Source organism: Pseudomonas sp. P110(2024) (assembly GCF_057480795.1).
Genome location: NZ_JBLIYT010000009.1, coordinates 173,439 through 196,509, shown reverse-complemented (window position 1 = coordinate 196,509; position 23,071 = coordinate 173,439). Strand labels below are relative to the sequence as shown.

Genomic DNA, 23,071 nt, shown 5'->3' with positions numbered 1-23,071 from the left:
CTCACCAGGAGGCGTTCACCATGACGACACCTTCGACACCCCTGTTCGATTTCAAGGGCGCTGCCGCCCGGCAGTTCGCCAACCGTCCGACCCTGCGCCAGGTGGCCAGCACGCAGGTGCTGAGCCTGCTGCTCGAACACTTGCCATGGCTGGCGTCGGTCACCCCGGCGCTGACCGACGCCGACCCGCTGATGCTCGACAGCCCTGTGCCCGGCACCAACTATTACACCACCGACAGCTTGGTCGACCTGGTGTTGCAGGCCATGGTCGCGGAGCAGCCCATGAACCTGGAAGCGCTCGAAGGGCGCCACCACAACCTCGGGCTGGTGGCGACCCACCGCTTCGCCGGCTCGCGCAGCGAGTTCGATACCCGCCGCCTGAGCGGGGTGACGGACGCCTTCAACGGGTTGCTGGCGCGCTTGCCCGAGCTCTTCTGCCAAGCGCAGCTGGACTATTGGCAGGGCCGGGGCAGCGCCGGCAAGAGCCGCGACCGGTGGCTGCAGTTGCTGTTGAAGATGGCGCTGCTGAGCAACCTGCCTGCGCAGGGGCTCGATGCCAAAGCGCAGGCGTGCGTGCGTGGCCTGATCGAGGGCGGTGCCGAGCAGCCGGCGACGTTCGTCGTGCAGGCCAGGCTGGGCTGGGATGACCAGGTGTTCACGGTCGTGCAACCCGGCCTGTTGGTGGTGGGCGAATGGGACGAAGCGCAGGTGGTGCTGTGGTGCAGGCCGTCGACCCAGGTCACGGCCTTCGCGTCGCTTGAGGCGTTTGGCCTGGCCCTGCGCGATGCGTTGGCGCTCGCGCACAGCTTCGACACGCTGAACTGGGAGCGCCATGCGCTCGAGGGCAACGTGTTCGCGCAGCAGAGTGCGCTGCTGCTGGCGAGGATGTGCGAGCACATCGCTCAGTTGCGTCTGCGTGGCCTCTCGGTGGCACGGATGGAGGCCCTGTTCGCGCAGTTGAGCGACCCCGCGCAGTGGCTACTTGGCGGCTACTTCCACGACGATGGCGTTCAGGCCAAACTCCCGCCAGGCCTGTCCAGCGCCTCGGCCAGCGACAGCTTCGCAGCCCAGGAAGCCCTGTTGAGTATGGCCTTGGCCCAAGCGCAGGCCGAAGGGGGCTCGGCGCTCGATGGCGTCCAGGACCTGCAGACCTACGCGCGCGAACGCTTGCGCGAACAGTTGCTGGCGGACTATCCGGTAGAAGCGAACTATTTTCCTGACGACCTGTTGCTGTCGCTCGCCACCGCCGAGGGCATTCCGGGTGGCGCGGGAAGCGGCGCAGGCGGGGGGGAGCCGTTGACCGACAGGGGCGAGGTAAGCCTGACCGCCTTCGCCATCGGCAACCTCAGTTCACTGGGCGCGGCGGTCATCAAGGGCATACGGCACCGCACTGGACAATTGATCATGCCGTGGCTGACGGTCGACTACCTCAAGGGCGTGGTCCAGCGCGTCGACATCGGAGGCAAATACCCTCGCTACGTGGCGACCACCCTGGGTGACCCTTCAAGCCGGGCGCAGCGTACCCGGCACTTCGCCCGGGAGTGGCGCCAGGGGCTGTTATTCAGTGCCCTGCTGGCCAAGCTCGATGGCAAGGTTTCCGATGCCGGGCTGCAACACGTCGTCGATTTCTGCCAAGGCCACCTGGATCCTGAGTCACCCAGTAGCGTGCTGGCGCCCCTGGCCTTCAAGCGCCGTCCCGACGCCACGCATTCCGACCTGGTCCAGGCCATGTACGTATTGTTCTGTGCGCAGCCCTCGCGGGTGTTGCTGTACCGTCCGCTCTACGCCAAGGATACGCTGCTGGAGTACGCCAGCCTGGAGGCGATGATGGCGGCGATTCGCGCCTCCACCGAGCTGCAGCAGAGCCTGGTGGCGTGGATGAACCCAACGGCACGCTCCATCTATGACCACGGCGGGTTCAAGGAGCCGCACATCGGCAGCATCGGCATCGACCCTTATAACCTGCCGGAAAAGCCGGCCCCCGCCGAACTCGCCAGTTGCCACTGGGCCACGGGTGTGGATGAAAAGCTCTATGCCGCCAACCAGGCGTTGCGGGTGGCGCTGGCCGACGCGCAAAGCACCTCCACGGCAGAAAGCCGTTGGGCGCTGCTCGGCCAGGGCGCCTGGCTGCTGTTCGACGTGGCCAGCCTGGCGTTGCGTGGCCCGGTGGCATCGGCGGCATGGCTGGTGCAAACCCTCAGCGCCCTGGACAGCGATCTCGAGGCGGTGGCCCACAGTGACTATTTCAACCGGGACGCGGCCACGGTCGACCTGATCATCAACACCGGCATGACCTTGCTGCACGCGCACCTGCCCAAGGCTCCCCCCGCCGATGCGAAGCCTTTACCCGGTGCGGCGGCGTTCACGCAAGCACCGGCCCAGGATGGCCGTTACCAGGCGCTCAAGGTCGTGCCGAGCCAAGGCCGGGTCACGTCACCTGGGCCCTTGGCATGGCCAGAGCCAGTGGTGGGCGACGCAGCCGTTGTGGACTTCAGTTGGCGTGGCAACCAGGGCTTCAACGACTTGCCGCCCTCGCGGCGCAAGGCGTTGATGGCCATGCGCTCGAACGTGGCACTCGCAGGTGAGCAGCCACAGGCATCAGGGGTTTACCGGGTGGCTGGGCAGGACTGCGTGCCGATGCTGGGCGAAGTGTTTGCCGTGAGCGCATCGGACGACGGCATCCGCGTGGTCGACCCGGCGGGTGGGCATGGCCCTTACTTGTCCTACGAGGCGGGCGCCTGGCGTGTCGATACCCGGCTGCGCTTGCGCGGTGGCATGCCCAAGCCTTCCCTGGAAAAGCAGTTCAACAGGATGCTCACGCAGATCGACCGGCTGACCCTGGAATCGAACCAGGCGGCGGGAGTTCTCAAGCCAACCCTTGATGAAGCGCTGGTATTGCAACGCAAGCACGATCAGCTCTGCGTGCTCGAGGCTGCGGAGCGAAAGCGTCGCCTGGACGCCGAGATAACAGGCGACACCTGCTTCGACAAGGTCGGCTCCGACCGCCTGATGACCAGCTACCAGGCACGACTCGCCGAGTTGAACACGGCGTTGAAGGCAAAGCGGCTCGAGGCGCTGTCGGCGCTGGACGCGGTCATGGCGCCCGATCGCAAGCAGATCGCCCAGATCAAGGTGATGCTCGAGCCCAAGTATGGTCGCTACCGGCAGCATGGCGCGGGCGCGCTCCTCGATGGCCAGTTGAACCTGCTCACGCAGTCGACGATTCGTAACGCCGATTTCGCGCTGACCGAACTCTATACGCTGGCCGACTACGCGCACATCAGTGAGATGCGCAAACAGTTCAGAGGAAAGTACCTTTTCGAAGTGGCGGAGCAATATCGGCAATTTCGTAACGAACTCATCGATCTCTGCGAGATCAACGAGCGGGTGCTTGCTTTGCACGGCGAGCTCGACGTGCTGCTGCTCGGCGTGCCGGATACCCTGAATGTCAGCGCCACGACGACGGCCCGCAGCGTGGCGCAGTTGATCATGGGGCGGCGCTTCACCACGATCGATTTGCGTTTCCAGCACGTGTTGAACCTCGCGGAGGCCGCGTTGCGGCTGGAGTCCAGGAGCATGCCGCGGCGCTTGTTGAGGTTTCAGCGGGGGCTGGTCAACCCTGCGCTGAATCGCGCCTCCTCGGCGCATGGGGATTCGTTGAAGGCCAACCTGTCGGCGGCCGACCGGATCAGCATCCTGCAAGAGGCCTGGGACGTGTACACCGCCGCGATCGTACACAGCCTGCACATCGAGCCCCAGGCTGGCGAGTTGCTCGACCCCGTGATGCTGCGCCGCTACCGGGCTCACATGATCCTGCTCAAGGAGGACGCGGGGCGCCGCTTGGTCGATGCCATCGCCGAGCAGGACGGTGCGCCGACGTCCAGCGGGCGCGTGCCTTACCCCGTCGCCCAGGAGCCCAAGCGGATAATTCGCAATGACGACGGCCAGTTGCTCATCGCCACCGAGGTAGACCACGAAGGACGGGTTGTCCTGGAGGTGCGCCAGTCGATCACCGACAAGGTCTTGCAGGTGTTCGAGCGCCAAGGGGATGCCTGGGTCGAGCGTGTTGAGGACGCGCCCGCGCCCAGCGTGCAGCCAGGCCCATCGATTGACGTCGTTGCGCAGGTCAAGGCGCTGCTCGCGGACCACCAGGACCTGCTCGACGCCGCCCAGGCGTATGTGCAGGACGATGTCAGTGGCGCGCTGCTGGATCGCCTGCTCAGTGAGCAGGTGAAGGTGTTGGAGCAAGCCTTGGCAGGCTTCGCCGAGCAGGGGGCGCAGGCGACGGCTACCGTCCCGCTGAGAAAGGCCTTGGAGGCCTTGAAGACTTACCGGGTCGAACAGTTGACCCTGCTCTACGGCAAGACCCCATACCCCACGGCCAAGGGGTTGCGCTTCCTGCATGAGCAGCAACTGATCAAGGTCGAGTACGTGCGGCGCGAGAGCTCGGTCAACACCAGCCCGTTCGATGAGTTCAAGATCGTGCGTCTGAACGCGCCGGCTGGCAGCAAGGGTCGCCCGCTTTGGGCCGCGCATTTCCACTTGCCGTCGCAAGCGGCAAACCTGGCGGACTTCACCCACGCCCACCTCAAGCTCTGGAGCCAACGCTTGTTGGGCCGGCAGTACGAGGCCGCCAGCGGTCAGCGGGTGCACCGCGGGCGTCTGGAGCAGGCCGATGTGCAGGGCATCATCCCGCTGACCTGACGCCCGCAGGAACAGGCCCGGTCTTCACGACAGGGCCTTCGATCATCAACTTTCCGGGCTCAGCAACTCGCTGCGGGTGGCCGAGACCTGCCCGTCGAGATCGATCGCCCGGCTGCAGAGGGTGACCGGAAGCTGCGCCGCCGTGATGACCTGAGACGACATCAATGCGCGTCGGTAACCAAAGGGATTGGTGCAGTCGACTGCGTCCGGCTTACCCAGCTTGAGCACGTAACGCCGCAAGTAGGGCTGGTCAGTCTGCCAGTTGATCCGTACATGGCCTGCTTGGTGACGATCGATGCTGTAGCGCACCTGCGGCGAGCCCTCGGCGAGCAGTTCCAGCGGCACGCTCAAGGCATTGGCCATTAACGCTGGCGAAGGCAGTTGGTCGGCCGACTGCACGCCGATCAGGCACAGGTGATACCTGCCGGGTTGGCTGCCGATCGGGTCGTCGATGTGGTTTTCACTGGACGCTAGGGTTGCGCTGTAGCCGACAGGATCCTCGCAGGCCAGCGCATCGCGCACGGTTTTGTAGCGGTAGTAAGGGGTATCGAGGCTGAAGCTCATGTTCCATGTCGCGGGGAGGGGCTGGCCCTGCGCGTCGCTGGCTACCCGCTTCAGCAGACGGATGGGCGGCTTCTGGACGAGTTGGAAGCCGGGCAGCAGGTCGCAGCCCTCTACGCTGAGGTCTACGTGTGCGTTGCGAAAGCATCCCATCACCCGTTGCACCGGAATCGCGAAGTTGTTCATGGGCGTACAGGCGCCACCGGGGGCGCAGGCCTGGCCGACCGCCGCACTGTTGAGCACGCTGACCACGCGGCCGTTGGCGCGTTCGATCACCGGGCTGCCTGAGGCGCCTTCGCTACGGGTGGGGCAGTCGTTGGTCTTGAGCTTGCGCCAGACCCAGGGGAAGTCGGTCACGCTGTCCACGTCAGTCTCTTTGCAATACGCCGCGCGCAAGCCGCTGTCTGGTCGGCTGGGCTCACCCACCATCACCACTTCGCTGCCCGCTGGGGCGCGTTTGCCGAGCGTCAACGGCTCGACCCCGGCGGCCATGACATCGGCCAGGCTGGCTTGCAGTTCCACCAGGGCCAGGTCACTGCCTTGCACGCTGCTCCACACTGTGCGCTTGAGGGGGAAGGCGGCGCGTGTATCGGGGGTGTCGATGAAGTAGTTGAATGTGATCGTACCTTGCGCCGGTGCGTCATGGACGATCTGGCCGTTACGGGTGCTCAGGCAGTGGCCGCTGGTCAGCACGTAGGCGGGGCCGTTGGTGGCAGATGTCTGCTCACGGCTGTCGATCAGGGTGGCGATGCATTGGGTGTAGGGCGGCACGCTCAGGCGACCGATGCCGGTCCAGTGGGCGTTTTCGCCGTTGGCATTGGTCAGCGGCGTGGGCACCGCCTGGGCGGCGATGGCGTTAAGGGTGGTCAGGGCCAGTACGCTGGCCAGGGCGTTGGTGGGGAGCATGGGCATGGGGCGGTTCTCTTCGTGGGGGGCGCCGTCACGCTGCCGTAACCGGACCCTGCGTTGTGGTGCTTATTGATGACGTCACCGCGCTGAGCAATATGTAGGCCTGCCCCGCGTTCTTGGCTGTATACGCTCCTTGGCCACCCTCAGCCTGGAGCCGCCCGCCCATGACCCCTTTGACCGATGACAAGCACGCCGTGGCGATTCAGTTCGCCAGCCGCCCGACCCTGCGCCAGGTCGCGGGGCGGCAGTTGATGCAGGTGCTGATTGAGCATCACCCGACGATTGCCGAGTACCGCCCGGAGCTGACATCTGCAGAGGTGCTGTACCTGATGATCCCCCAAGCGGATACCACCTGGCGCAACCAGCCGTTCGTCGACTACATCCTGCAAGCGCTGCTGGATCGACGCGTCCTCGATTTTTCCCGGGTGGCTGGTCTGGACTACCGCCTAAGCTTTGAGGTCCCGCGCCGGTTCTACGCCAACCCGGCCCCCTTCGAAGGTTCCGATGCCGACGTGGTCAGACTCGAAGCGCTGACCGACGCGCTCAATGACCTGCTGGTACTGCTGCCCGAGCACTTCTGCCAGGCGCAGGTCGAGTACTGGCAAGGCACGGGCAGTGCCGGGGTCAGCCGCGACCGCTGGCTGCAACAGGCGATGAAGTCGGCCTGGTTGGCCAACCTGCCTCTGCAAGGCTTGGATGCCGAGCAACAGGGCTACGTCCATGGCCTGCTTCAAGGCGGCAAGCAATCGCCTAGCGTGAGTGTGCTCCAGGTGCAATTGAGCCAAGGCGCCGAGCATTACCACACGCTGCTGCCGAACCTGCTGCTCATGGGCGAAAGCGATGCGCGCAAGGTGTTCCTCTGGTGCATGCCTTCCAGTGCCATCCGCGCGTTCGACTCGCTCGAAACCCTGGTCCTGTTCCTGCGCGATGCATTCGCTCAGGAGCAGGCGTTCGAGACGTTCGTGTGGAACCGCTACGAACTGGAGGGCGATGCGTTCGCCCAGCTGAGCACGTTGATGCTCGAGGCGTCGCTCGAGCGCGTGCGCCGTGTCCGCTACTCGCAACTGGCCGATGTCGACGCCCTGGAGCGCTGCTTCGCCGCGCTGTGCGACCCGTCGCGCCCCTTCATCGAGGGCTTCCGCGTGAACGACCCGCAAGCCCGCGCGCTATTGCCGCCGCAGTTTCTGCACGCGGTGCCGGCCGACAGCTTCGCTTGCCAGTGCGCGCTGTTCGACCTGGCCCTGGCGCAGGCGCTGTCCGATGGTGTCGGCGCCCTGGATGGCGTGCTCGACCTACAGGCCTACGCGCGCCAGCAGTTGCGTACGCAGTTGCTGGCCGACCATCCCGACGACGCCAACTACTTCCCGGACGACCTGGAGTTGACCCTGACCATCGCCCGAGGCACACCCGGCGGTGCGGGCGCAGGCGTGGGTGGCGGCAGCGTGGCGCACCGACGCATGAGCCTGACCGAATTCGCCATCGGCAACCTGAGTTCGCTGCAAGGCGCGCTGCTGAGCGCCGTCGAACACCGCAAGGGCCAGTTGATCATGGACTGGATGAACCCGGGCTACGTGCAGTCACTGGTCCAGCGGGTCGATATCGGCGGGCACTACCCGAACTACGTGGCGCAGTGCCTGGACGACCCTGCCCAGCGCGCGCAGCGGGTCGTGCGGTTCGGGCGCGAGTGGCGCTGCTCGCTGTTGTTCAGCGCCCTTTCGGCACGCCTGGCCAAGACCCTCAGCGAAGCGGCCCTGGGCTGCGTGGTCGACTACTGCCGCGGTGTCGTCGATCCGCAGTCGCCTGCGCAGATGCTGATGCCCTTGGCGTTCAAGCGCGAGCCCGATGCGACCTCCAGCGACAAGGCGGCGGGCATGTACGTGCTATTTTCCACCCAACCTGAATGTGTGCTGCTGTACCGGCCGCTGTACGGTAATGCCGCGCTCATCGAGTACGCCAGCCTTAGGGCGATGATGGCGGCGATCAGCCAGTCCGGTGCGCTGCAGGACAGCGTCCTCGACTGGCTCACCCCCGAGGCGCGTCTTGTCTATGGCCGCGGCGGTTTTATCGAGCCGCACCTGCTGCGGCCGATCGTCGACACCTCGGTGCTGCCTTCGCGGGTCAAGCCTGCCACCTTCGAGGCGCAGTTCTGGCAGCGCGACGTCGATGCCAAGCTGTACCAGGCCAACCGCGATCTGCTGGTGGAACTGGCCGACCGGCAATCGGTTTCCAATCGGGAAAGCCGCTGGGCGATCCTCACCCAGGGCGCCTGGTTGCTGTTCGATGTGGTCAGCCTGTTGCTGCGCGGGCCTGTGGCCACTGTTGCCTGGCTGGCGCAGGGCATCACAGGGATGCAGAACGACCTGGCGGCGCTGCGTGGCGACAACGCGTTCGAGCGCTCCGCGGCCGTGGTGGACCTGCTGCTCAACGCGTCAATGGCGTTGATGCACCTGCGCCTGCCAGGGGCGTCGGCCGTCACGCAATCGATCGTGCCTGCATCGGCCATCGAGCGCCTGCCGTTGCTGCAGCCAGCTCGCCGCGCACAGGCACTCAAGCCTTCGCAGGGCAAGGTCGGGTTAGCGGGGGCCCTGGGTGACGCGGCCACACGGCTGGACTTCTCGTGGCGCGGCGCCCAAGGGCTCAACGTGCTCACGGCCGAGCGGCGCAAGGCGCTGCAAGCCCTGCGTGTCGGGCAATCGCTTGACGGTCTGGAGGCGATTGGAAGCGGTGACCATCAAGGGCTGTATGCGCTCGAGGGACATCACTATTTGCCCTTGGGTGGCGATGTGTACCGCGCTCGTGTCTCTGGCGAGGGGGTGCGCATCGTCGACCTTGCCGGGCAAGCGGGGCCTTGGGCGGTGTTCGTCGACGGCCAGTGGCGGATCGACCCGGCGCTGCGCCTGCGCGGCGGCATGCCGCGCAGTCGTCTGAAGGCGATGAAGGAGGAAAACCAGAGGTTGTTCGACAGTCTGCGTCATAGCGAGACGGTATTCGCGCAAACCAACAACCGACTGGGCAAGCTACTGGAGGACCACCGCGACCTACTGAACCAGAAGGACCGTCAGATTGCCGCATTGGAAGCCTTGCCCGCACTGGACGAGCTGAACCAGAACGTCCTCGACCTGACTCGGCGCTTGCGCAAGAAGATCAACGAGAAAGTCATCTACGAACTCAAGGCGGTGGTGGAGAACGGTATCGAGCATGACCGGCTCCTTGCTCGCCTGCACGACATGCGGATCGACGACACGGCGCTGCAAGCTTCGCTCGCGGAGCAGCGCAGTGGCGTGCGCCAGGCCCTCGTCGGGAATCTTTCGGTGTACTACAACGAGATGGCCTCGATGATCAACGAAGAGGGGCTGGATGATATCTCCAAGGATGTCGCCGTGCGCCCCGAGGGAGCGCTGGAGATACAGCACTACAAGACGTTCCTGGCCTCGCTGGAGAATGTCATCAAATGGGAGACCGATCTGGTCGACATCTCCCGAGTGCTGGACAAGGTGCTCGTGGATACCCTGAACGACACCTCGATCGTGTTCAAGAATGACAAGAACGAGGCGAGGATCAACAAGGACACCGAGCTCAAGCAGACTATCGAGCGCCGACGCCTGTCGGCCATCGACCTGGATTTCCGCCTGTTGCTCGACCTGGCCGAGGTCAGCCTCGACCGCTTGGTGGATGTCGAGGAGCGTACCTTGGAGCAGTACCTCGACTACCTGGCCAGCGAAGCCCTGAAGAGTGCGGGCAATGCCCATGGTGACCTGGCCGGGAGCGAGCTTTCGGTCAATGAGCGGATCGACGTTCTGACGGGCATCCTGGAGGCCTACGAAGAGGCCAGGGGGATGGCGGACTACCTGAGTAGCCTCGGTGGCCAGGCGATCCGGCAGGATCGTTTACAGCAGTACAAGCAGACCCTCGAAGGCCTCAAGAACTTGGCGGAAAAAGACCTGGCCGAGGCCGTCCGGGAAAAGGAACTCGAGCTGCCGCCGGTGAGACAGGCTTCCACCTACGCGCCACGCGGCGGCAGGCGCAAAGTAGTCAGGACCAGCCGCGGGCGCAGCGTCCTGGGTGAAGAGGTGGAGATCGACGGTGTCGCGGTGATCCAGCAGCGGGACTTCCGCACCCAAAGCGTGATCAAGACTTTCCACAACCAGGGTGGGGAATGGGTCGAGCAAGCCTCGGGGAGCGGGGCTGACGACCTTCCGCCCGTTTCGCCCAAGGACCCGCGCATCGCGCGTCAGCGTGCCCATGCCTTGGTCGGCCAGGTGGACTCGGTAATCAACCTGGCCCGGCTGTACGTCAAGTCCGATGAGGCGCTCGGGCTTTCCGCGGTGATGGAGGGGCATATCGGCAAACTCAAGGAGGTGCAGGCCAAGTTGCCTAGGCTGACCCCTGAAGACGAGCTGTTCGACAACCTGAGCCAGGCGGTGACGCGTCTGCAGGCGACCCAGCGTGACCTGCTGACGGGCATGTACCTGGTCACCTCCCACCCCACGGCGAAGAGTTTGCGCTTTCTGTTCGAGCACAACGAAGTGACGGTTCACCGGGCCGGCCCACGGCGAATGCTGTCGGCCAAGGACTACCTGGACGTTTACGAGATTCGCCGCCGTCAGCGGGCGGGTGAGCAACAGGGCGAGGGCCTGTGGGAGGCGCATTTCCACTACCCTGCAACGACCACCGGCACACGGCAATTCAGCAAGGGCCATCTCAAGCTGTGGTCGCAGCGCAAGCTGGGGCGCAAGGCGCAACTGCATGCGGCGGCCAGTGGCAAGGACCTGCTGGCGATCTACCGGGGGGAAGTGCGACTGGGTGAGGTGGAGGGCGTTATTCCCTTCGACTGAGGCGCTCAGCGGTTCAGGTAGCGGCCTTGCTTGCCGTGCGCGGGCGTGGCCTGGTTGCCCCGTTCGGCGATCATCTGGTGCAGGCTGATCAGCTCGATGCCTTGGCTTTTCAGCCGGGGCAGTTGCTCCTCCAGGACCGCCAGGGTTTGTGGGTAGGGGTGGCCGATCAGCACCGCCGAGCCTTGCTTGCGCGCCTGGGCAATGCCCAACTGCAACTGTCCGCTGATCGCCTCTGTGGTGCGCACGTCATCGAGGAACACATCCCTCGAAACATGAGCCAGGCCGACGGTCTGCGCTTCGGCGGCTGCCACGGTGGCAGCGCTGGTGCGGCTGTCGACGAAGAACAGGTGGCGGCGCTGTAGTTCTTCCATAAGCCAGTGCATCGGCTTGCGCTGGGCAGTCATGCGGCTGCCCATGTGGTTGTTGATACCCGCGGCGAAGGGCACCTTTGTCAAGGCGGCGTCCAGGCGCCGGGCCAGCTCCTCGATCGGCGTGCCAGGGTGCCAGGCGTAGGGGCCGGTGGCCGGGTCCATGGGCATGTGCAGGATCACCGTGCGTCCGGCCTTGTGGGCCTGGCGGGCGAAGTCGGTGGCGTGCGGGGTGTCGGGCATTATCGCCATGGTCACCGGACCAGGCAGGGCGAGGGTGCGGCTGTCACGCTCGCTGTTCTGGCCCAGGTCGTCGATGATGATGCTCAGGTAGGCCTTGCCCGGCGCCGCCTGGGCGGTACCGAGCATCAGGCAGATAAGCGTGAACAGCAGGTAACGCATTGGCAACGGTCAGTCGCCCTTGGTGATGTTCAGGCCCTTCAGCAGGCTGAGGGCCTGGCTGAGCTGGAAGTCGTTGTCCTGTGGGCGGTCCTTGCGCTTGCTGCTGCCGCTCGGACGGTCGGCGCCGCCGTTGCCGTTGCCCAAGTGACCCTGCAGATCGGCTTCCTTGAAGTTGTCGTTGTCGGCCTCGGCGGTAAGCTTGGCAGGACGCACCTCGATGTCCGGGACGATGCCCTGGGCCTGGATCGAGCGGCCGTTGGGGGTGAAGTAAAGCGCGGTGGTGAGCTTAAGCGCACGGTCGTTGGCCAGTGGTAGCACGGTCTGTACGGAGCCCTTGCCGAAGCTGTCGGTGCCCATCAGCACGGCGCGTTTCTGGTCCTGCAGGGCGCCAGCGACGATTTCCGAAGCCGAGGCGCTACCGCCGTTGATCAGCACCACCAGCGGCACGCGTTCGCTGGCGTCGGCCGGATCGGCAGAGTAGCGCAGCTCGGAATTGGCGATACGGCCCTTGGTGTAGACGATCAGGCCTTTGGTCAGGAAGTGGTCGGCCACTTCCACCGCCGACTGCAGCACGCCGCCGGGGTTGTTGCGCAGGTCGAGGACCACGCCGCGCAGCTTCTTGCCGTTGTCCTTGCGCAGCTTGGCCAGGGCCTTGCCTACCTCGTCGCCGGTCTTGACCTGGAACTGGGTGATGCGGATGTAGCCGTAGTCGTTTTCCAGCAGCTGGCTCTTGACGCTCTTGACCTGGATCACCGCGCGGGCCAGTGTCACGTCGAACGGCGTGCCGCCGTCGCGCACCAGGGTCAGGGTAATTTTCTCGCCGATCTTGCCGCGCATCTTGTCCACGGCCTCGGTCATGGTCTGGCCACGGGTTGGCGCGCCGTTGATCTTGACGATCAGGTCGCCGGCCTCGATGCCGGCGCGGGATGCCGGGGTGTCGTCAATGGGCGAGACCACCTTGACGAAGCCGTCTTCCATGCCCACTTCGATGCCCAGGCCGCCGAACTCGCCGCTGGTGCTTTCCTGCAGCTCCTGGAAGTCCTCGGGACCAAGGTAGGCCGAGTGCGGGTCGAGGTTGCTGAGCATACCCTTGATGGCGTTTTCCAGCAGGGTCTTGTCATCCACTGGCTCGACATAGGCTGCCTTGATACGGTCCATGACCTCGGCGAAGGTGCGCAGCTCGTCCAGCGGCAGCGGCGCCTTGGCGGTCACCTCGGTGGCCGGCACGGCGGCGGGCTTGGCCGTCGTCGGCTTGGCCGGCTCGGCGGCAACGGCCAGGGGCGCGCCGACGACCAGAGCGATGGTCAAGGCCAGCTGGGTGAGGCGAGGCGAGTGCAGCATGTCAAACGAACTCCTGATCCTGTTGGTGCTCCCGTTGGGAGCATCGGTGCCACCGTTTCGTGGGCGGCGCCGTAAAAGTAGCATTAACTAGCCTCGGCACCATTGCGCTGGGTCGGTTGGCCGGCCCTGCTGGCGAATCGCGAAGTACAAGCCCGCGTTGTCCTGGCCACCGCTGTCGCCGACGGTGGAGATGGCATCGCCGGCCTTGACGATGTCGCCAGCGCTCTTGAGCAGGCTCTGGTTGTGGCCGTACAGGCTCAGGTAGCCATTGCCATGGTCGAGAATGACCAGAAGTCCAGCGCCGCGCAACCAGTCGGCGAACACCACGCGCCCGCCGTGCACGGCGCGCACCTGGGTGCCGGCGCTGGCGCCGATCATCACCCCGTCCCACTTGGCCCGGGCATCGCCGCCGCGGGTATCGCCGAAGCGTGCCAGCAATCGACCATTGACTGGCCATGGAAGTTTTCCCCGGGCCGCAGAAAAAGCACCGCCGTAGCTGGCGCCATCGCTGGAAACCACTGGGCCGAGGGTGGTACGGGCCTTCTTCGGCGCTTCCTCGGGTTCCTGGGCGCTGGCCGCCGCGGCCAAGGCCTGCTGCTTGCGGCGTTTTTCTTCTTCCTGCTTGGCCAGCAGGGCGCGCTGGCGGGCTTCCTCGGCCTCGCGGGCCTGACGGGCGAGGGTTTCCTCGATGGTCTTGAGCACCTTGCCCAGGTCGGCCTGGTCCTGCTCGCGGCGCTGCAGCTTCTGGTCGCGTTCTTTCATGTCGCTGTTGAGCTTGGCCAGCACCTGCTGGCGCTTGTCGCGTTCGGCCACCAGCGCCTGGCGGCGGCCTTCGAGGTCGGCGCGTTGGGTCAACAGCTGTTCCTGCTGGCGGGCGATGTCCTGCTCGACATTGGCCAACTGGCGCAGGGTCTCGTTGAAGGCGCGCAACTGCTCCATGCGTGCCTTGCTGAGGTAATCGTAATAAGTGAGGGTGCGGGCGAACTTCTCGGGGTTCTGCTGGTTCAGCAGCAGCTTGAGGTATTCCTCGCGGCCATTGTTCTGATAAGCGGAACGGGCCTGGATGGCAATCAGGCGTTGCTGTTCAACGCGGGCGCTCTGGAGTTTTTTTTTCTCGTGATCAAGGCGCTCCAGCTCGCCCTCTGTCTTTTTTAGTTCTTGCTGCAGTGCCTCCACCTGTTTCTCGAGGTTGCCGATGTCGATCTCGGTGGACTTGAGGTCTTTCTGCACGCCGGCTTTCTCCTCCTGGAGCTTGCCCAGCATCTTCTTCAGCTCGGCGATGTCCTGGCGGGTGGCGTCCAGCTGCTGCTGGGTCTGCGCGCGCTCGTCGGCGAAGGCCGGGGTGAGCAGGCATGACAGGGCGAGTAAAAAGAGGGCGCGGAGCATGGGGTTTGGCGTACCGGGGATGGAGACTGGCCTAGTATGCCCTTGCGGGCCTGCAAAAAAAACGCCCCGCGGCTTGGGCGGCGGGGCGTTGGTCTGGAATTAGGGTATTTCGGGGCCACAAAGCGGCCCCAGTACAACCCTCAAGCATCGATCAGGATCGAGGTTCCGGTCATTTCCGCCGGCTTTTCCAGCCCCAGCAGCTTGAGCATGGTCGGCGCCACATCGGCCAGCACGCCGCCTTCGCGGACCTTGACCTGACGCTTGCCGACATAGATGAACGGCACCGGCTCGGTGGTGTGGGCGGTGTGCGCCTGGCCGGTGCATTCGTCTTCCATCTGCTCGACGTTGCCGTGGTCGGCGGTGATCAGCGCTTCGCCGCCGACCTTGTCCAGCGCCTCGACGATGCGACCGACGCAACCGTCCAGCGCTTCCACGGCCTTGACCGCCGCGTCGAATACGCCCGTGTGGCCGACCATGTCGCCGTTGGCGTAGTTGACCACGATCACGTCGTAACGCTGCTGCTCAATGGCCTCGACAATACGGTCGGTGACCTCGGGGGCGCTCATTTCTGGCTGCAGGTCATAGGTGGCGACCTTTGGCGATGGGATCAGGATGCGTTCTTCGCCTTCGAACGGCTCTTCGCGCCCGCCCGAGAAAAAGAAGGTGACATGGGCGTACTTCTCGGTCTCGGCAATGCGCAGTTGGGTCTTGCCGTTCTTGGCAAGGTATTCGCCGAGTACGTTGTTCAGGCTGGCCGGGGCAAACGCCGCTGGGGCCGGAATCTTCGCCGAGTACTGGGTCAGGCCGATGTAGGCCGCCAGTTTCGGCAGGCGGGCGCGAGGGAATTCGTTGAAATCGGCCTCGACGAACACACGCGACAGCTCGCGGGCACGGTCGGCGCGGAAGTTCATGAAGATCACCGCGTCGCCGTCCTCGACCTTCACGGCTTCGCCGACACGGGTGGCCTTGACGAACTCGTCGCTCTCGTCGCGGGCATAGGCGGCTTCGAGGCCGGCCAGGGCGGTGTCGGCGGTGTAGTCGGCGACGCTGTCGACGATCAGGTTGTAGGCGGCGCTCACGCGGTCCCAGCGGTTGTCGCGGTCCATGGCGTAGTAGCGGCCGATCAGGCTGGCGATGCGGCCCTTGCCCAGCTTGGCGAAGGTGGCGTCGAGCAGTTCGATGGACGACTGGGCGCTGCGCGGTGGGGTGTCGCGGCCATCGAGGAAGGCGTGCAGGTAGATCTTCTCGGCGCCACGCTGCGCGGCCAGCTCGGCCATGGCGACCAAGTGGTCTTGGTGGCTGTGCACGCCGCCGTCGGAGAGCAGGCCGAGGATATGCACGGCCTTGCCATCACCGACGGCCTTGTCCACCGCGCCGCCGAGCACGGGATTCTCGAAGAACTCGCCGTCACGGATGGCCTTGGTCACCCGAGTGAAGTCCTGGTACACCACACGGCCGGCGCCAAGGTTCATGTGTCCGACTTCGGAGTTGCCCATCTGCCCGTCGGGCAGTCCCACGTCCATGCCGGAACCGGAGATCAGGCCATGCGGCTGAGTGGCGCGCAGGCGGTCGTAGACCGGCGTGTTGGCAGCGAAGATGGCGTTGTATTCGGGGCTTTCGCTGTGACCGAAGCCATCCAGGATGATCAGGACCAGGGGTTTAGGCGTACTCGTCATCAATCAAACTCACGGTTGTTCAAAGATGATAAAGACACGCATTTTAGGGCAAATCCGCCAGCGACGGCGAATATTCCTCCCCTTGCCCGACAGGCGCGGTCAGAGGCATGCAACATGAAGACGCGTTTGCCGCCAGCCCAGTGGGCTTTGGTGGTCATGGGGCGCTGTGTATACTGGCCGCCATTTTCAATCGCCTGGAACACCCCTGATGGTTGCTCACCTGATTCAATTCGCGACAGATCACTACATCCTGGTGGCCATTTTCGTCGTCCTGCTGGTCCTGCTGCTGATCAACGAAGTCCGCCGTGGCGGCCAGAGCCTGAGCAACGGCCAGCTGACCGCGCTGGTCAACGCCGACAAGGCCGTGGTGATCGATATCCGTACCGCCAAGGAATACTCGGCCGGGCATATCGTCGGTGCGCTGAACATTCCCCAGGACAAAGTGGCCGGCCGCATGAGCGAGCTGGAAAAACACAAAGAAAAGACCCTGATCGTCGTCGACGCGATGGGCCAGCAGTCCGGCACCCTGTGCCGCGAACTGCTCAAGGCTGGTTACACCGCCGCCAAGCTCAGCGGTGGCGTTTCCAGCTGGAAAGCCGATAACCTGCCCCTGGTGAAGTGATATGAAGCCCGTCATCGTCTATTCCAGCGACTACTGCCCCTACTGCATGCGCGCCAAGTACCTGCTCGAGAGCAAGGGCGTGGCGTTCGAGGAGATCAAGGTCGACGGCAAACCCCAGGTTCGCGCCGAAATGAGCCAGAAGGCCGGCCGTACCTCGGTGCCGCAGATCTGGATCGGCAGCACGCACGTCGGTGGATGCGATGACCTCTATGCCCTGGAGCGCGCGGGCAAGCTCGACGCGCTGCTGGCGGCCTGATTCGCACTGCATTCAAGAACATTAGGAAAAGGATCTGCCATGACCGAGCAACAGACCAACGGCGCCACTGACGCCAACGCCCCACAATTCTCCCTGCAGCGCATCTACGTGCGCGATCTGTCGTTCGAGGCGCCGAAAAGCCCGCAGATCTTCCGCCAGCAGTGGGAGCCGAGCGTCTCGCTGGACCTGAACACCCGCCAGAAGGCCCTGGAAGGCGACTTCCACGAAGTCGTGCTGACCCTGTCGGTGACCGTCAAGAACGGCGACGAAGTGGCCTTCATCGCCGAAGTGCAGCAGGCCGGCATCTTCCTGATTGCCAACCTCGACGCCGCTTCGATGAGCCACACCCTTGGCGCGTTCTGCCCGAACATCCTGTTCCCGTACGCCCGTGAGACCCTGGACAGCCTGGTGACCCGTGGCTCGTTCCCGGCGCTGATGCTGTCGCCGGTCAACTTCGACGCCCTGTACGCGCAAGAGATGCAGCGCATGCAGGAAGCCGGCGAAGTGCCGACCGTGCAGTAATCGCTGAAACAAGAAAGGGCGACTTCGGTCGCCCTTTTTTGTTCGTCGGTGTGCCCCGCGAAAGACCTTTCAGGCAAACCCCTGCTGCCGCCACGCCTCGTACACCGTCACCGCCACGGTATTGGACAGGTTCAGGCTCCGGCACCCCGGCCGCATCGGCAGGCGCAGGCGCTGCTCGGGGGCCAGGCTGTCCAGTACCTCGGCCGGCAGGCCACGGCTTTCAGGCCCGAACAGGAACGCATCGCCAGGTTGGTACTCGACCTCATGGAACGGGTGCGAACCCTTGGTGGTAAAGGCGAACAGCCGCGGCTGATTCAGGCTTTCCAGGCATTCGGCCAGGCTTTGGTGACGCTTGAGCGTGGCATACTCGTGGTAGTCCAGCCCGGCCCGGCGCAGGCGCTTGTCATCCAGTTCGAAGCCGATCGGCTCGATCAGGTGCAGGTCGCAGCCGCTATTGGCGCACAGGCGGATGATGTTGCCGGTATTCGGCGGAATTTCTGGTTGAAAAAGGATGACGTGAAACATGCACGGCTCCAAGCATGAGGATAACGAGCATTCTACCCCCGAACCCGACCCGCGTTCGAAGGCCTTCCCGCGGGTGATCCTGTCGCTGGCGATTGTCGGGCTGATGGTGGGCATGATGATCGGACGCCTGACCACCCCGGAGGAACGGGTGCTCGAGCAGGTGCAGGTGGTGCAGGATGGCCTGGACCTGTGGTTCAACGAAGAACCCAGACTGCATGGCGAGAATGTCCAAGGCACCGTTGCCATCGTGTTCGAGGCCCAGGGCAAGGCACAGCGTGGTCAGCTGACGCTGCAGGACAAGCCGGTGGGCTGGCGCCTGCAGAAGAGCGAGGAAGGGCTGGTACTGACCTTGGTGGCCGCCCGCCCCCTGCGCGGCGACTGGAACGCGAGGGAGGAGGCGGGGCGCTGGCGGGTGCAGGTGAGGCTGCACTAATAAAAGAGGGGATTTCCCGGCCTGCCTGTACCGAGGTCCCCAAAACTGGAGGTACTGGATACTTAGCAGGGAGCGTGCCAGGTCTTGCAGGCCCTGGAATGCGGTGTTCCGGCCATGTTTCGAGGGTTTTGAAGGCTAATCTGCCTTGTGCTGGTGCATGTGGCACAGCAACGGTGCAGCTGGGACCTGATAGTTTTGCCAGTTTCGGCCACTGCCAGCCTTGGTTAACGTTCTGCTCATGAGTCATGGTCCTGTGGGAGGGATTGTTCATGGGCCTGCACTTGCCGATGCTCGATCACCAGCGATCATCTTTCGGAGGGAGTTCATACTCCAGGGCGTATACGCCATACGGTGCCACTGCATTTGCAGAAGGTCCGACTCTCGGCTTCTGCGGGCAGCTCTGCGAAAGACCGATGGGCACCTATCAGCTGGGCAACGGCTACCGTTGCTATTCGCCAACCGCATTGCGCTTCCTGTCACCGGATCGCCACAGCCCATTCGGCAGAGGGGGGCTCAACGCATATGGCTATTGTGCTGGTGATCCAGTCAATCGGAGTGATCCTGGTGGGCGCTGGTGGGGATTGGTGAGAGATGCCGTCTTCTCGGGCCTCGTCTTTCAGGATGGGGCAAGGGATCTGCACAAAAGCCTCCTGAGCAGGGTGGAGGTGCAGGCGAAAAAGGCGCATTCGACCGATCATCGTGTACTGAACGAGGTGGCCCCTAGCCTGACGCGGCTCACCGTCGATAGTGGTGAGGTCGCCTTGGGAGGGCTTGCGTTTGCCACCAATGCGCTTCAGTTGGTGGGTGTGGCGGTAAACCCTGTTGTGGGCAGTGTGGCGGCATGGGCGGGTTTTGCGCTTTGGGGAGCCAAGAAAGCTGCCCAGTATCGTGAGGCAAGGCAAGCGCAGGATCCCTTGCACTATCTGACGCTGAGCAGCGTGAAACAGGAACAGAAAATTCCTGCGTTGTTCGGGCAAGTGAGGGAGTCAATCAACGCCGGCACGGCCTCGGATCTGTCCGAGGTAGTGATACAGCAGGCACACAATGACGTTCTTAAGGTCGCTGGTGAATTAAGGGACATGAAGTAAGTCGATCTAATCCTGCTTCATGTCTGTTGCGTTCATTGGCCGTTGAGCCGCCAATTGGTCTGAATCATGTGTTGCCTACGAGAGGGCCATGATTGGCCCTCCCAGGTTTGCAGCAGGTCGATGCTCAGTGGTCTTCGCCCTCGTCCTCATCGGAGCCATCCACCTTCATCCCCAACTCCTTGATCTTGCGCGTCAGGGTGTTGCGTCCCCAGCCCAGCAGCACCGCCGCGTCACGACGACGTCCGGCCGTATGCTTGAGCGCGGTCTCGATCATGATGCGCTCGAAGCTCGGCACGGCGCTGTCGAGCAAACTTGACTGGCCACGGGCCAGGGCCTGGTCGGCCCACTGGCGCAAGGCCTGTTCCCAGTTGGTCACGGGCGCTGCGTCCTGGGGCAGGTTGAGCAGCTCCGGCGGCAGGTCGCCGACCAGCACTTCGCGGCTGGAGGCCATCACCGTGATCCAACGACAGGTGTTCTCCAGCTGGCGCACGTTGCCCGGCCAGGGCAGGTTGCGGATGAATTCCTCGGTCTCCGGCTTGAGCAGCTTGGGTTCCACCGCCAGCTCCTGGGCGGCGCGACCTAGGAAATGGCGGGCCAGGGCCGGGATGTCCTCGCGCCGGTCCGCCAGGCGCGGTATATGGATGCGGATCACGTTGAGGCGGTGGAACAGGTCTTCACGGAACTTGCCGGCCTGCACCAGCGACTCGAGGTTCTGGTGGGTGGCGGCAATGATGCGCACATCCACCTTTACCGGCACATGGCCGCCGACCCGGTAGAACTCGCCATCGGCCAGCACCCGCAGCAGGCGGGTCTGGGTGTCGGCGGGCATGTCACCGATCTCGTCGAGGAACAGCGTGCCGCCGTCGGCCTGCTCGAAACGGCCACGACGCAGGTTGGCGGCGCCGGTGAAAGCGCCTTTCTCATGGCCGAACAGCTCGGACTCCATCAGGTCCTTGGGGATCGCCGCCATGTTCAGGGCGATGAACGGCGACGCCGCACGCGGGCTGTGACGGTGCAGGGCGTGGGCTACCAGCTCTTTACCTGTGCCGGACTCACCGTTGATCAGCACGGTGATGTTGGAGTGGCTGAGGCGACCGATGGCGCGGAACACCTCCTGCATCGCTGGCGCCTCGCCGATGATCTCGGGCGTGCGGGTCAGTGCCTGGGGCACTTCCAGGGCCTGCTGTTCCTGGGCATGCTGGTTGGCGCGCTTGACCAGTGACACCGCCTCGTCGACATCGAACGGCTTGGGCAGGTATTCGAAGGCGCCGCCTTGGTAAGAGGCCACCGCGCTGTCCAGGTCGGAGTGGGCGGTCATGATGATCACCGGCAGCCCTGGGTGCTGTTCGCGGATCTGGGCGAGCAGGTCAAGGCCGCTGGCGCCGGGCATGCGGATGTCCGAGATGATCACATCCGGTTGCTGGCGGGCCAGGCGGCCCATGACGCCGTCGGCGCTGTCGAAGCTCTGGGTGGTCATGCCTTCCTGCTGCAGGGCCTTTTCCAGGACCCAGCGGATGGAACGATCATCATCGACGATCCAGACGGTTTCACTTCGGCTCATGGGGCGTTGGCTCCTTGTTCCAGGGGCAGGTAGATCGAGAAGGTGGTGTGGCCGGGGTGGCTCTCGCACTCGATCAGGCCCTGGTGCTGGCTGATGATGTTCTGGGTGATGGCCAGGCCCAGCCCGGTACCGTCCGGGCGGCCGCTGACCATGGGATAGAAGAGGGTGTCCTGCAGTTCCGTGGGGATGCCGGGGCCGTTGTCGACGATCTCGATCCGGGCGACCAGGCGGTGGCGCACATGGCCGATGGTGAACTGGCGCACGGCGCGGCTGCGCAAGGTGATGCGGCCCAGGCGCAGCTCGTTCTGCCCGCCGATGGCCTGCATGGCGTTGCGCACGATGTTGAGCACGGCCTGGATCATCTGCTCGCGGTCGATCAGTACGTCCGGCAGGCTAGGGTCGTAGTCGCGCACCAAGGTGATGCAGCCCTGGCTCTCGGCCTCGACCAGGCTGCACACGCGCTCGAGCACTTCGTGGATGTTGGTCATGGCCAGCGACGGCAGCTTGTTCGAGCCAAGCATGCGGTCGACCAGGTTACGCAGGCGGTCGGCTTCCTCGATGATCACGTTGGTGTAGTCGCGCAGGCTTTCTTCCGGCAGTTCACGGGCCAGCAACTGGGCCGCGCCACGGATGCCGCCGAGAGGGTTCTTGATCTCGTGGGCCAGGCCGCGCACCAGCATCTTGGTGGTCTCCTGCTTGCTCAGCTGGGCCTCTTCCTTGGTGATGCGCAACAGGCGATCGCGTGGGTGCACCTCCAGCAACAGCAGGGTCTGGCCCAGGTGCAGGATGGGCGTGACGGCATAGTCGACGGTTATGGTCTGTCCGGTCAGCGAGGTCAGCTGCGCTTCACGCTTGGTGAACGGGTGCGCCTGCTCCACCGCCTGGCGCAACGAATTGAGCGCCTCGGTCGATTCGGTGAACAGCTCGCTAATGAACTGCCCGTGGCTGCGCTGGCCGCTGACGGCCAGAAGCATCTCCGCCGCCGGGTTCATGTACTCCAGGCGCAGTTCAGAATTGAGCAACAGCGTGGCCGTGGTCAGGTTGTCCAGAAGCAGACGGTGCTGTGCATCGCTGATGGTCATAAGGCGTCGTTGACCTCTTTTGGCACAGTGGCGCCCAAGGGCTCAGGCCTGGGGCGCGCACGGAAGAGTGCTGGATGCAGTGAAAATGCAAGAACCAAACCAAGGCTCCGAAAAGAAGCGGAAATTCCGGATAAAGACTCGGAAATGCGCGAATTCGAGCCAGAAAGCCTTGGTTTATCGATTCTTGTGACCCAAATTGGGGTACATGATGGGGCGGCTCGCGCAATCATGCACCAATATGGAGCATAGGGCGGTCAGCGCAATTTGCACAGCTGGGCGCTGGCGCGAACCAGGGCGAGGTGGCGCGTGGTGTCCTGGGCGCGTTGCTGCAGGGCGTCGGCCAAGTGGTTGGCGCAATTGGCCGGCGGGGTCTGGTCAAAGCGGGCGAGGGCGCTCAGCAGCTGTTCCTGCAGCAGATCCAGTTCCGGGCGCACGTCGTTGGCCAGGTCGCGGCGTGGCAGGGCTGGCGCTTGACGGGCGCGATGCCAGGTGTCGAGCAGGTGGTACTGCAGGAGCTTGTTGGCTTCGATCTGGTCGGCAAAAAAGGCCTCGACGCGTGCCGGATCCAGGTGGTGAGCGACGGCGGCCTGCCGCGCACTGGCCAATACCTGCTGCTCGCGGGCGCTGGCCTGCACCGGTTGTTGGTGATCCCACTTGTGCAGGGCGACCGCTTCGGCCAGGTCCAGGCGCCGGTCAATGGTGGCAAGCAGCTGATCCAGGGTTGGCGTGACGCTCGGTGAGGTGGCACAGCCGGATAGGGCGAAGCAGCAGGTCAGGGCGAGGGTGGTGGCACGCATGGCG

Annotated in this window: 16 protein-coding genes; 7 read left to right on the top strand and 9 right to left on the bottom strand. The window is 64.4% G+C overall.

All coding sequences use genetic code 11. The features are described from left to right. Positions 1–20 precede the first annotated feature (20 nt). Positions 21–4,703, top strand: coding sequence for a dermonecrotic toxin domain-containing protein (locus AC25ND_RS16185; RefSeq protein ID WP_486976437.1), 4,683 nt, complete (start codon positions 21–23; stop codon positions 4,701–4,703). Between the two features lie 45 nt (positions 4,704–4,748). Here the strand turns inward: AC25ND_RS16185 and AC25ND_RS16180 are convergent, their stop codons facing one another. Next, complete coding sequence (locus tag AC25ND_RS16180; protein WP_028688417.1) at positions 4,749–6,176, bottom strand: trypsin-like serine peptidase; 1,428 nt, start codon at positions 6,174–6,176, stop codon at positions 4,749–4,751. Between the two features lie 161 nt (positions 6,177–6,337). Between AC25ND_RS16180 and AC25ND_RS16175 the strand changes: the two genes are divergently transcribed. Then, complete coding sequence (locus tag AC25ND_RS16175) at positions 6,338–11,008, top strand: dermonecrotic toxin domain-containing protein (protein WP_486976436.1); 4,671 nt, start codon at positions 6,338–6,340, stop codon at positions 11,006–11,008. A 5-nt stretch (positions 11,009–11,013) separates the two neighbouring features. On the opposite strand, the gene AC25ND_RS16170 is transcribed toward AC25ND_RS16175, so the two are convergent. The 4 genes from AC25ND_RS16170 to gpmI form a co-directional block, all read right to left on the bottom strand. Beyond that, positions 11,014–11,778: a divergent polysaccharide deacetylase family protein gene (locus tag AC25ND_RS16170; RefSeq protein WP_062362600.1), complete on the bottom strand. Its 765-nt coding sequence runs from the start codon at positions 11,776–11,778 to the stop codon at positions 11,014–11,016. Positions 11,779–11,787: 9 nt separating this feature from the next. Beyond that, the gene (locus AC25ND_RS16165; RefSeq protein WP_486976435.1) at positions 11,788–13,119 is read right to left on the bottom strand and encodes a S41 family peptidase; all 1,332 of its coding nucleotides are present in this window, start codon (positions 13,117–13,119) and stop codon (positions 11,788–11,790) included. 87 nt (positions 13,120–13,206) lie between these two features. Continuing rightward, on the bottom strand, positions 13,207–14,505 hold the full coding sequence (locus AC25ND_RS16160) for a murein hydrolase activator EnvC family protein (protein WP_236180825.1): 1,299 nt from the start codon (positions 14,503–14,505) through the stop codon (positions 13,207–13,209). A gap of 140 nt (positions 14,506–14,645) precedes the next feature. Next, positions 14,646–16,181 carry a 2,3-bisphosphoglycerate-independent phosphoglycerate mutase gene (gpmI, locus tag AC25ND_RS16155; protein ID WP_486976434.1) on the bottom strand — a complete coding sequence of 512 codons (1,536 nt, stop codon included), beginning with the start codon at positions 16,179–16,181 and terminating at the stop codon, positions 14,646–14,648. A gap of 208 nt (positions 16,182–16,389) precedes the next feature. On the opposite strand from gpmI, the gene AC25ND_RS16150 reads away from it, so the two are divergent. From AC25ND_RS16150 to secB, 3 genes are read left to right on the top strand one after another with little or no spacing between them, the layout of a single operon-like run. After that, positions 16,390–16,803, top strand: a complete 414-nt coding sequence (locus AC25ND_RS16150; RefSeq protein WP_028688411.1) for a rhodanese-like domain-containing protein — start codon at positions 16,390–16,392, stop codon at positions 16,801–16,803. A gap of 1 nt (position 16,804) precedes the next feature. Then, positions 16,805–17,059: a glutaredoxin 3 gene (gene grxC / locus AC25ND_RS16145; RefSeq protein WP_003249204.1), complete on the top strand. Its 255-nt coding sequence runs from the start codon at positions 16,805–16,807 to the stop codon at positions 17,057–17,059. Between the two features lie 39 nt (positions 17,060–17,098). Beyond that, complete coding sequence (gene secB / locus AC25ND_RS16140) at positions 17,099–17,581, top strand: protein-export chaperone SecB (protein ID WP_011531802.1); 483 nt, start codon at positions 17,099–17,101, stop codon at positions 17,579–17,581. Between the two features lie 69 nt (positions 17,582–17,650). On the opposite strand, the gene trmL is transcribed toward secB, so the two are convergent. Next, positions 17,651–18,106, bottom strand: coding sequence for a tRNA (uridine(34)/cytosine(34)/5-carboxymethylaminomethyluridine(34)-2'-O)-methyltransferase TrmL (gene trmL, locus AC25ND_RS16135; RefSeq protein WP_028688410.1), 456 nt, complete (start codon positions 18,104–18,106; stop codon positions 17,651–17,653). Between trmL and AC25ND_RS16130 the strand changes: the two genes are divergently transcribed. Both AC25ND_RS16130 and AC25ND_RS16125 read left to right on the top strand, forming a co-directional pair. Further along, positions 18,105–18,539: a hypothetical protein gene (locus tag AC25ND_RS16130; RefSeq protein WP_182321863.1), complete on the top strand. Its 435-nt coding sequence runs from the start codon at positions 18,105–18,107 to the stop codon at positions 18,537–18,539. The two genes, trmL and AC25ND_RS16130, sit on opposite strands and share 2 nt — an antisense overlap. Positions 18,540–18,784: 245 nt before the next feature. Then, on the top strand, positions 18,785–19,627 hold the full coding sequence (locus AC25ND_RS16125) for an RHS repeat-associated core domain-containing protein (protein WP_082750476.1): 843 nt from the start codon (positions 18,785–18,787) through the stop codon (positions 19,625–19,627). A 124-nt stretch (positions 19,628–19,751) separates the two neighbouring features. On the opposite strand, the gene ntrC is transcribed toward AC25ND_RS16125, so the two are convergent. From ntrC to AC25ND_RS16110, 3 genes are all read right to left on the bottom strand, one after another. After that, positions 19,752–21,188, bottom strand: a complete 1,437-nt coding sequence (gene ntrC, locus AC25ND_RS16120) for a nitrogen regulation protein NR(I) (RefSeq protein ID WP_062362611.1) — start codon at positions 21,186–21,188, stop codon at positions 19,752–19,754. Beyond that, entirely contained in the window at positions 21,185–22,270 is a 1,086-nt protein-coding gene (gene glnL, locus AC25ND_RS16115) for a nitrogen regulation protein NR(II) (RefSeq protein ID WP_486976433.1), read from the bottom strand. Before glnL ends, ntrC begins: the two co-directional genes overlap by 4 nt. Positions 22,271–22,524: 254 nt before the next feature. Continuing rightward, positions 22,525–23,067, bottom strand: coding sequence for a chorismate mutase (locus tag AC25ND_RS16110; protein ID WP_028688406.1), 543 nt, complete (start codon positions 23,065–23,067; stop codon positions 22,525–22,527). Positions 23,068–23,071: the final 4 nt, after the last annotated feature.

Bases quoted from the DNA above. Each gene is read 5' to 3' on its own strand.
- AC25ND_RS16185 (WP_486976437.1), top strand. From the start codon at position 21: ATGACGACACCTTCGACACCCCTGTTCGATTTCAAGGGCGCTGCCGCC.
- AC25ND_RS16180 (WP_028688417.1), bottom strand. From the start codon at position 6,176: ATGCCCATGCTCCCCACCAACGCCCTGGCCAGCGTACTGGCCCTGACC.
- AC25ND_RS16175 (WP_486976436.1), top strand. From the start codon at position 6,338: ATGACCCCTTTGACCGATGACAAGCACGCCGTGGCGATTCAGTTCGCC.
- AC25ND_RS16170 (WP_062362600.1), bottom strand. From the start codon at position 11,778: ATGCGTTACCTGCTGTTCACGCTTATCTGCCTGATGCTCGGTACCGCC.
- AC25ND_RS16165 (WP_486976435.1), bottom strand. From the start codon at position 13,119: ATGCTGCACTCGCCTCGCCTCACCCAGCTGGCCTTGACCATCGCTCTG.
- AC25ND_RS16160 (WP_236180825.1), bottom strand. From the start codon at position 14,505: ATGCTCCGCGCCCTCTTTTTACTCGCCCTGTCATGCCTGCTCACCCCG.
- gpmI (WP_486976434.1), bottom strand. From the start codon at position 16,181: ATGACGAGTACGCCTAAACCCCTGGTCCTGATCATCCTGGATGGCTTC.
- AC25ND_RS16150 (WP_028688411.1), top strand. From the start codon at position 16,390: ATGGTTGCTCACCTGATTCAATTCGCGACAGATCACTACATCCTGGTG.
- grxC (WP_003249204.1), top strand. From the start codon at position 16,805: ATGAAGCCCGTCATCGTCTATTCCAGCGACTACTGCCCCTACTGCATG.
- secB (WP_011531802.1), top strand. From the start codon at position 17,099: ATGACCGAGCAACAGACCAACGGCGCCACTGACGCCAACGCCCCACAA.
- AC25ND_RS16130 (WP_182321863.1), top strand. From the start codon at position 18,105: ATGCACGGCTCCAAGCATGAGGATAACGAGCATTCTACCCCCGAACCC.
- trmL (WP_028688410.1), bottom strand. From the start codon at position 18,106: ATGTTTCACGTCATCCTTTTTCAACCAGAAATTCCGCCGAATACCGGC.
- AC25ND_RS16125 (WP_082750476.1), top strand. From the start codon at position 18,785: ATGGTCCTGTGGGAGGGATTGTTCATGGGCCTGCACTTGCCGATGCTC.
- ntrC (WP_062362611.1), bottom strand. From the start codon at position 21,188: ATGAGCCGAAGTGAAACCGTCTGGATCGTCGATGATGATCGTTCCATC.
- glnL (WP_486976433.1), bottom strand. From the start codon at position 22,270: ATGACCATCAGCGATGCACAGCACCGTCTGCTTCTGGACAACCTGACC.
- AC25ND_RS16110 (WP_028688406.1), bottom strand. From the start codon at position 23,067: ATGCGTGCCACCACCCTCGCCCTGACCTGCTGCTTCGCCCTATCCGGC.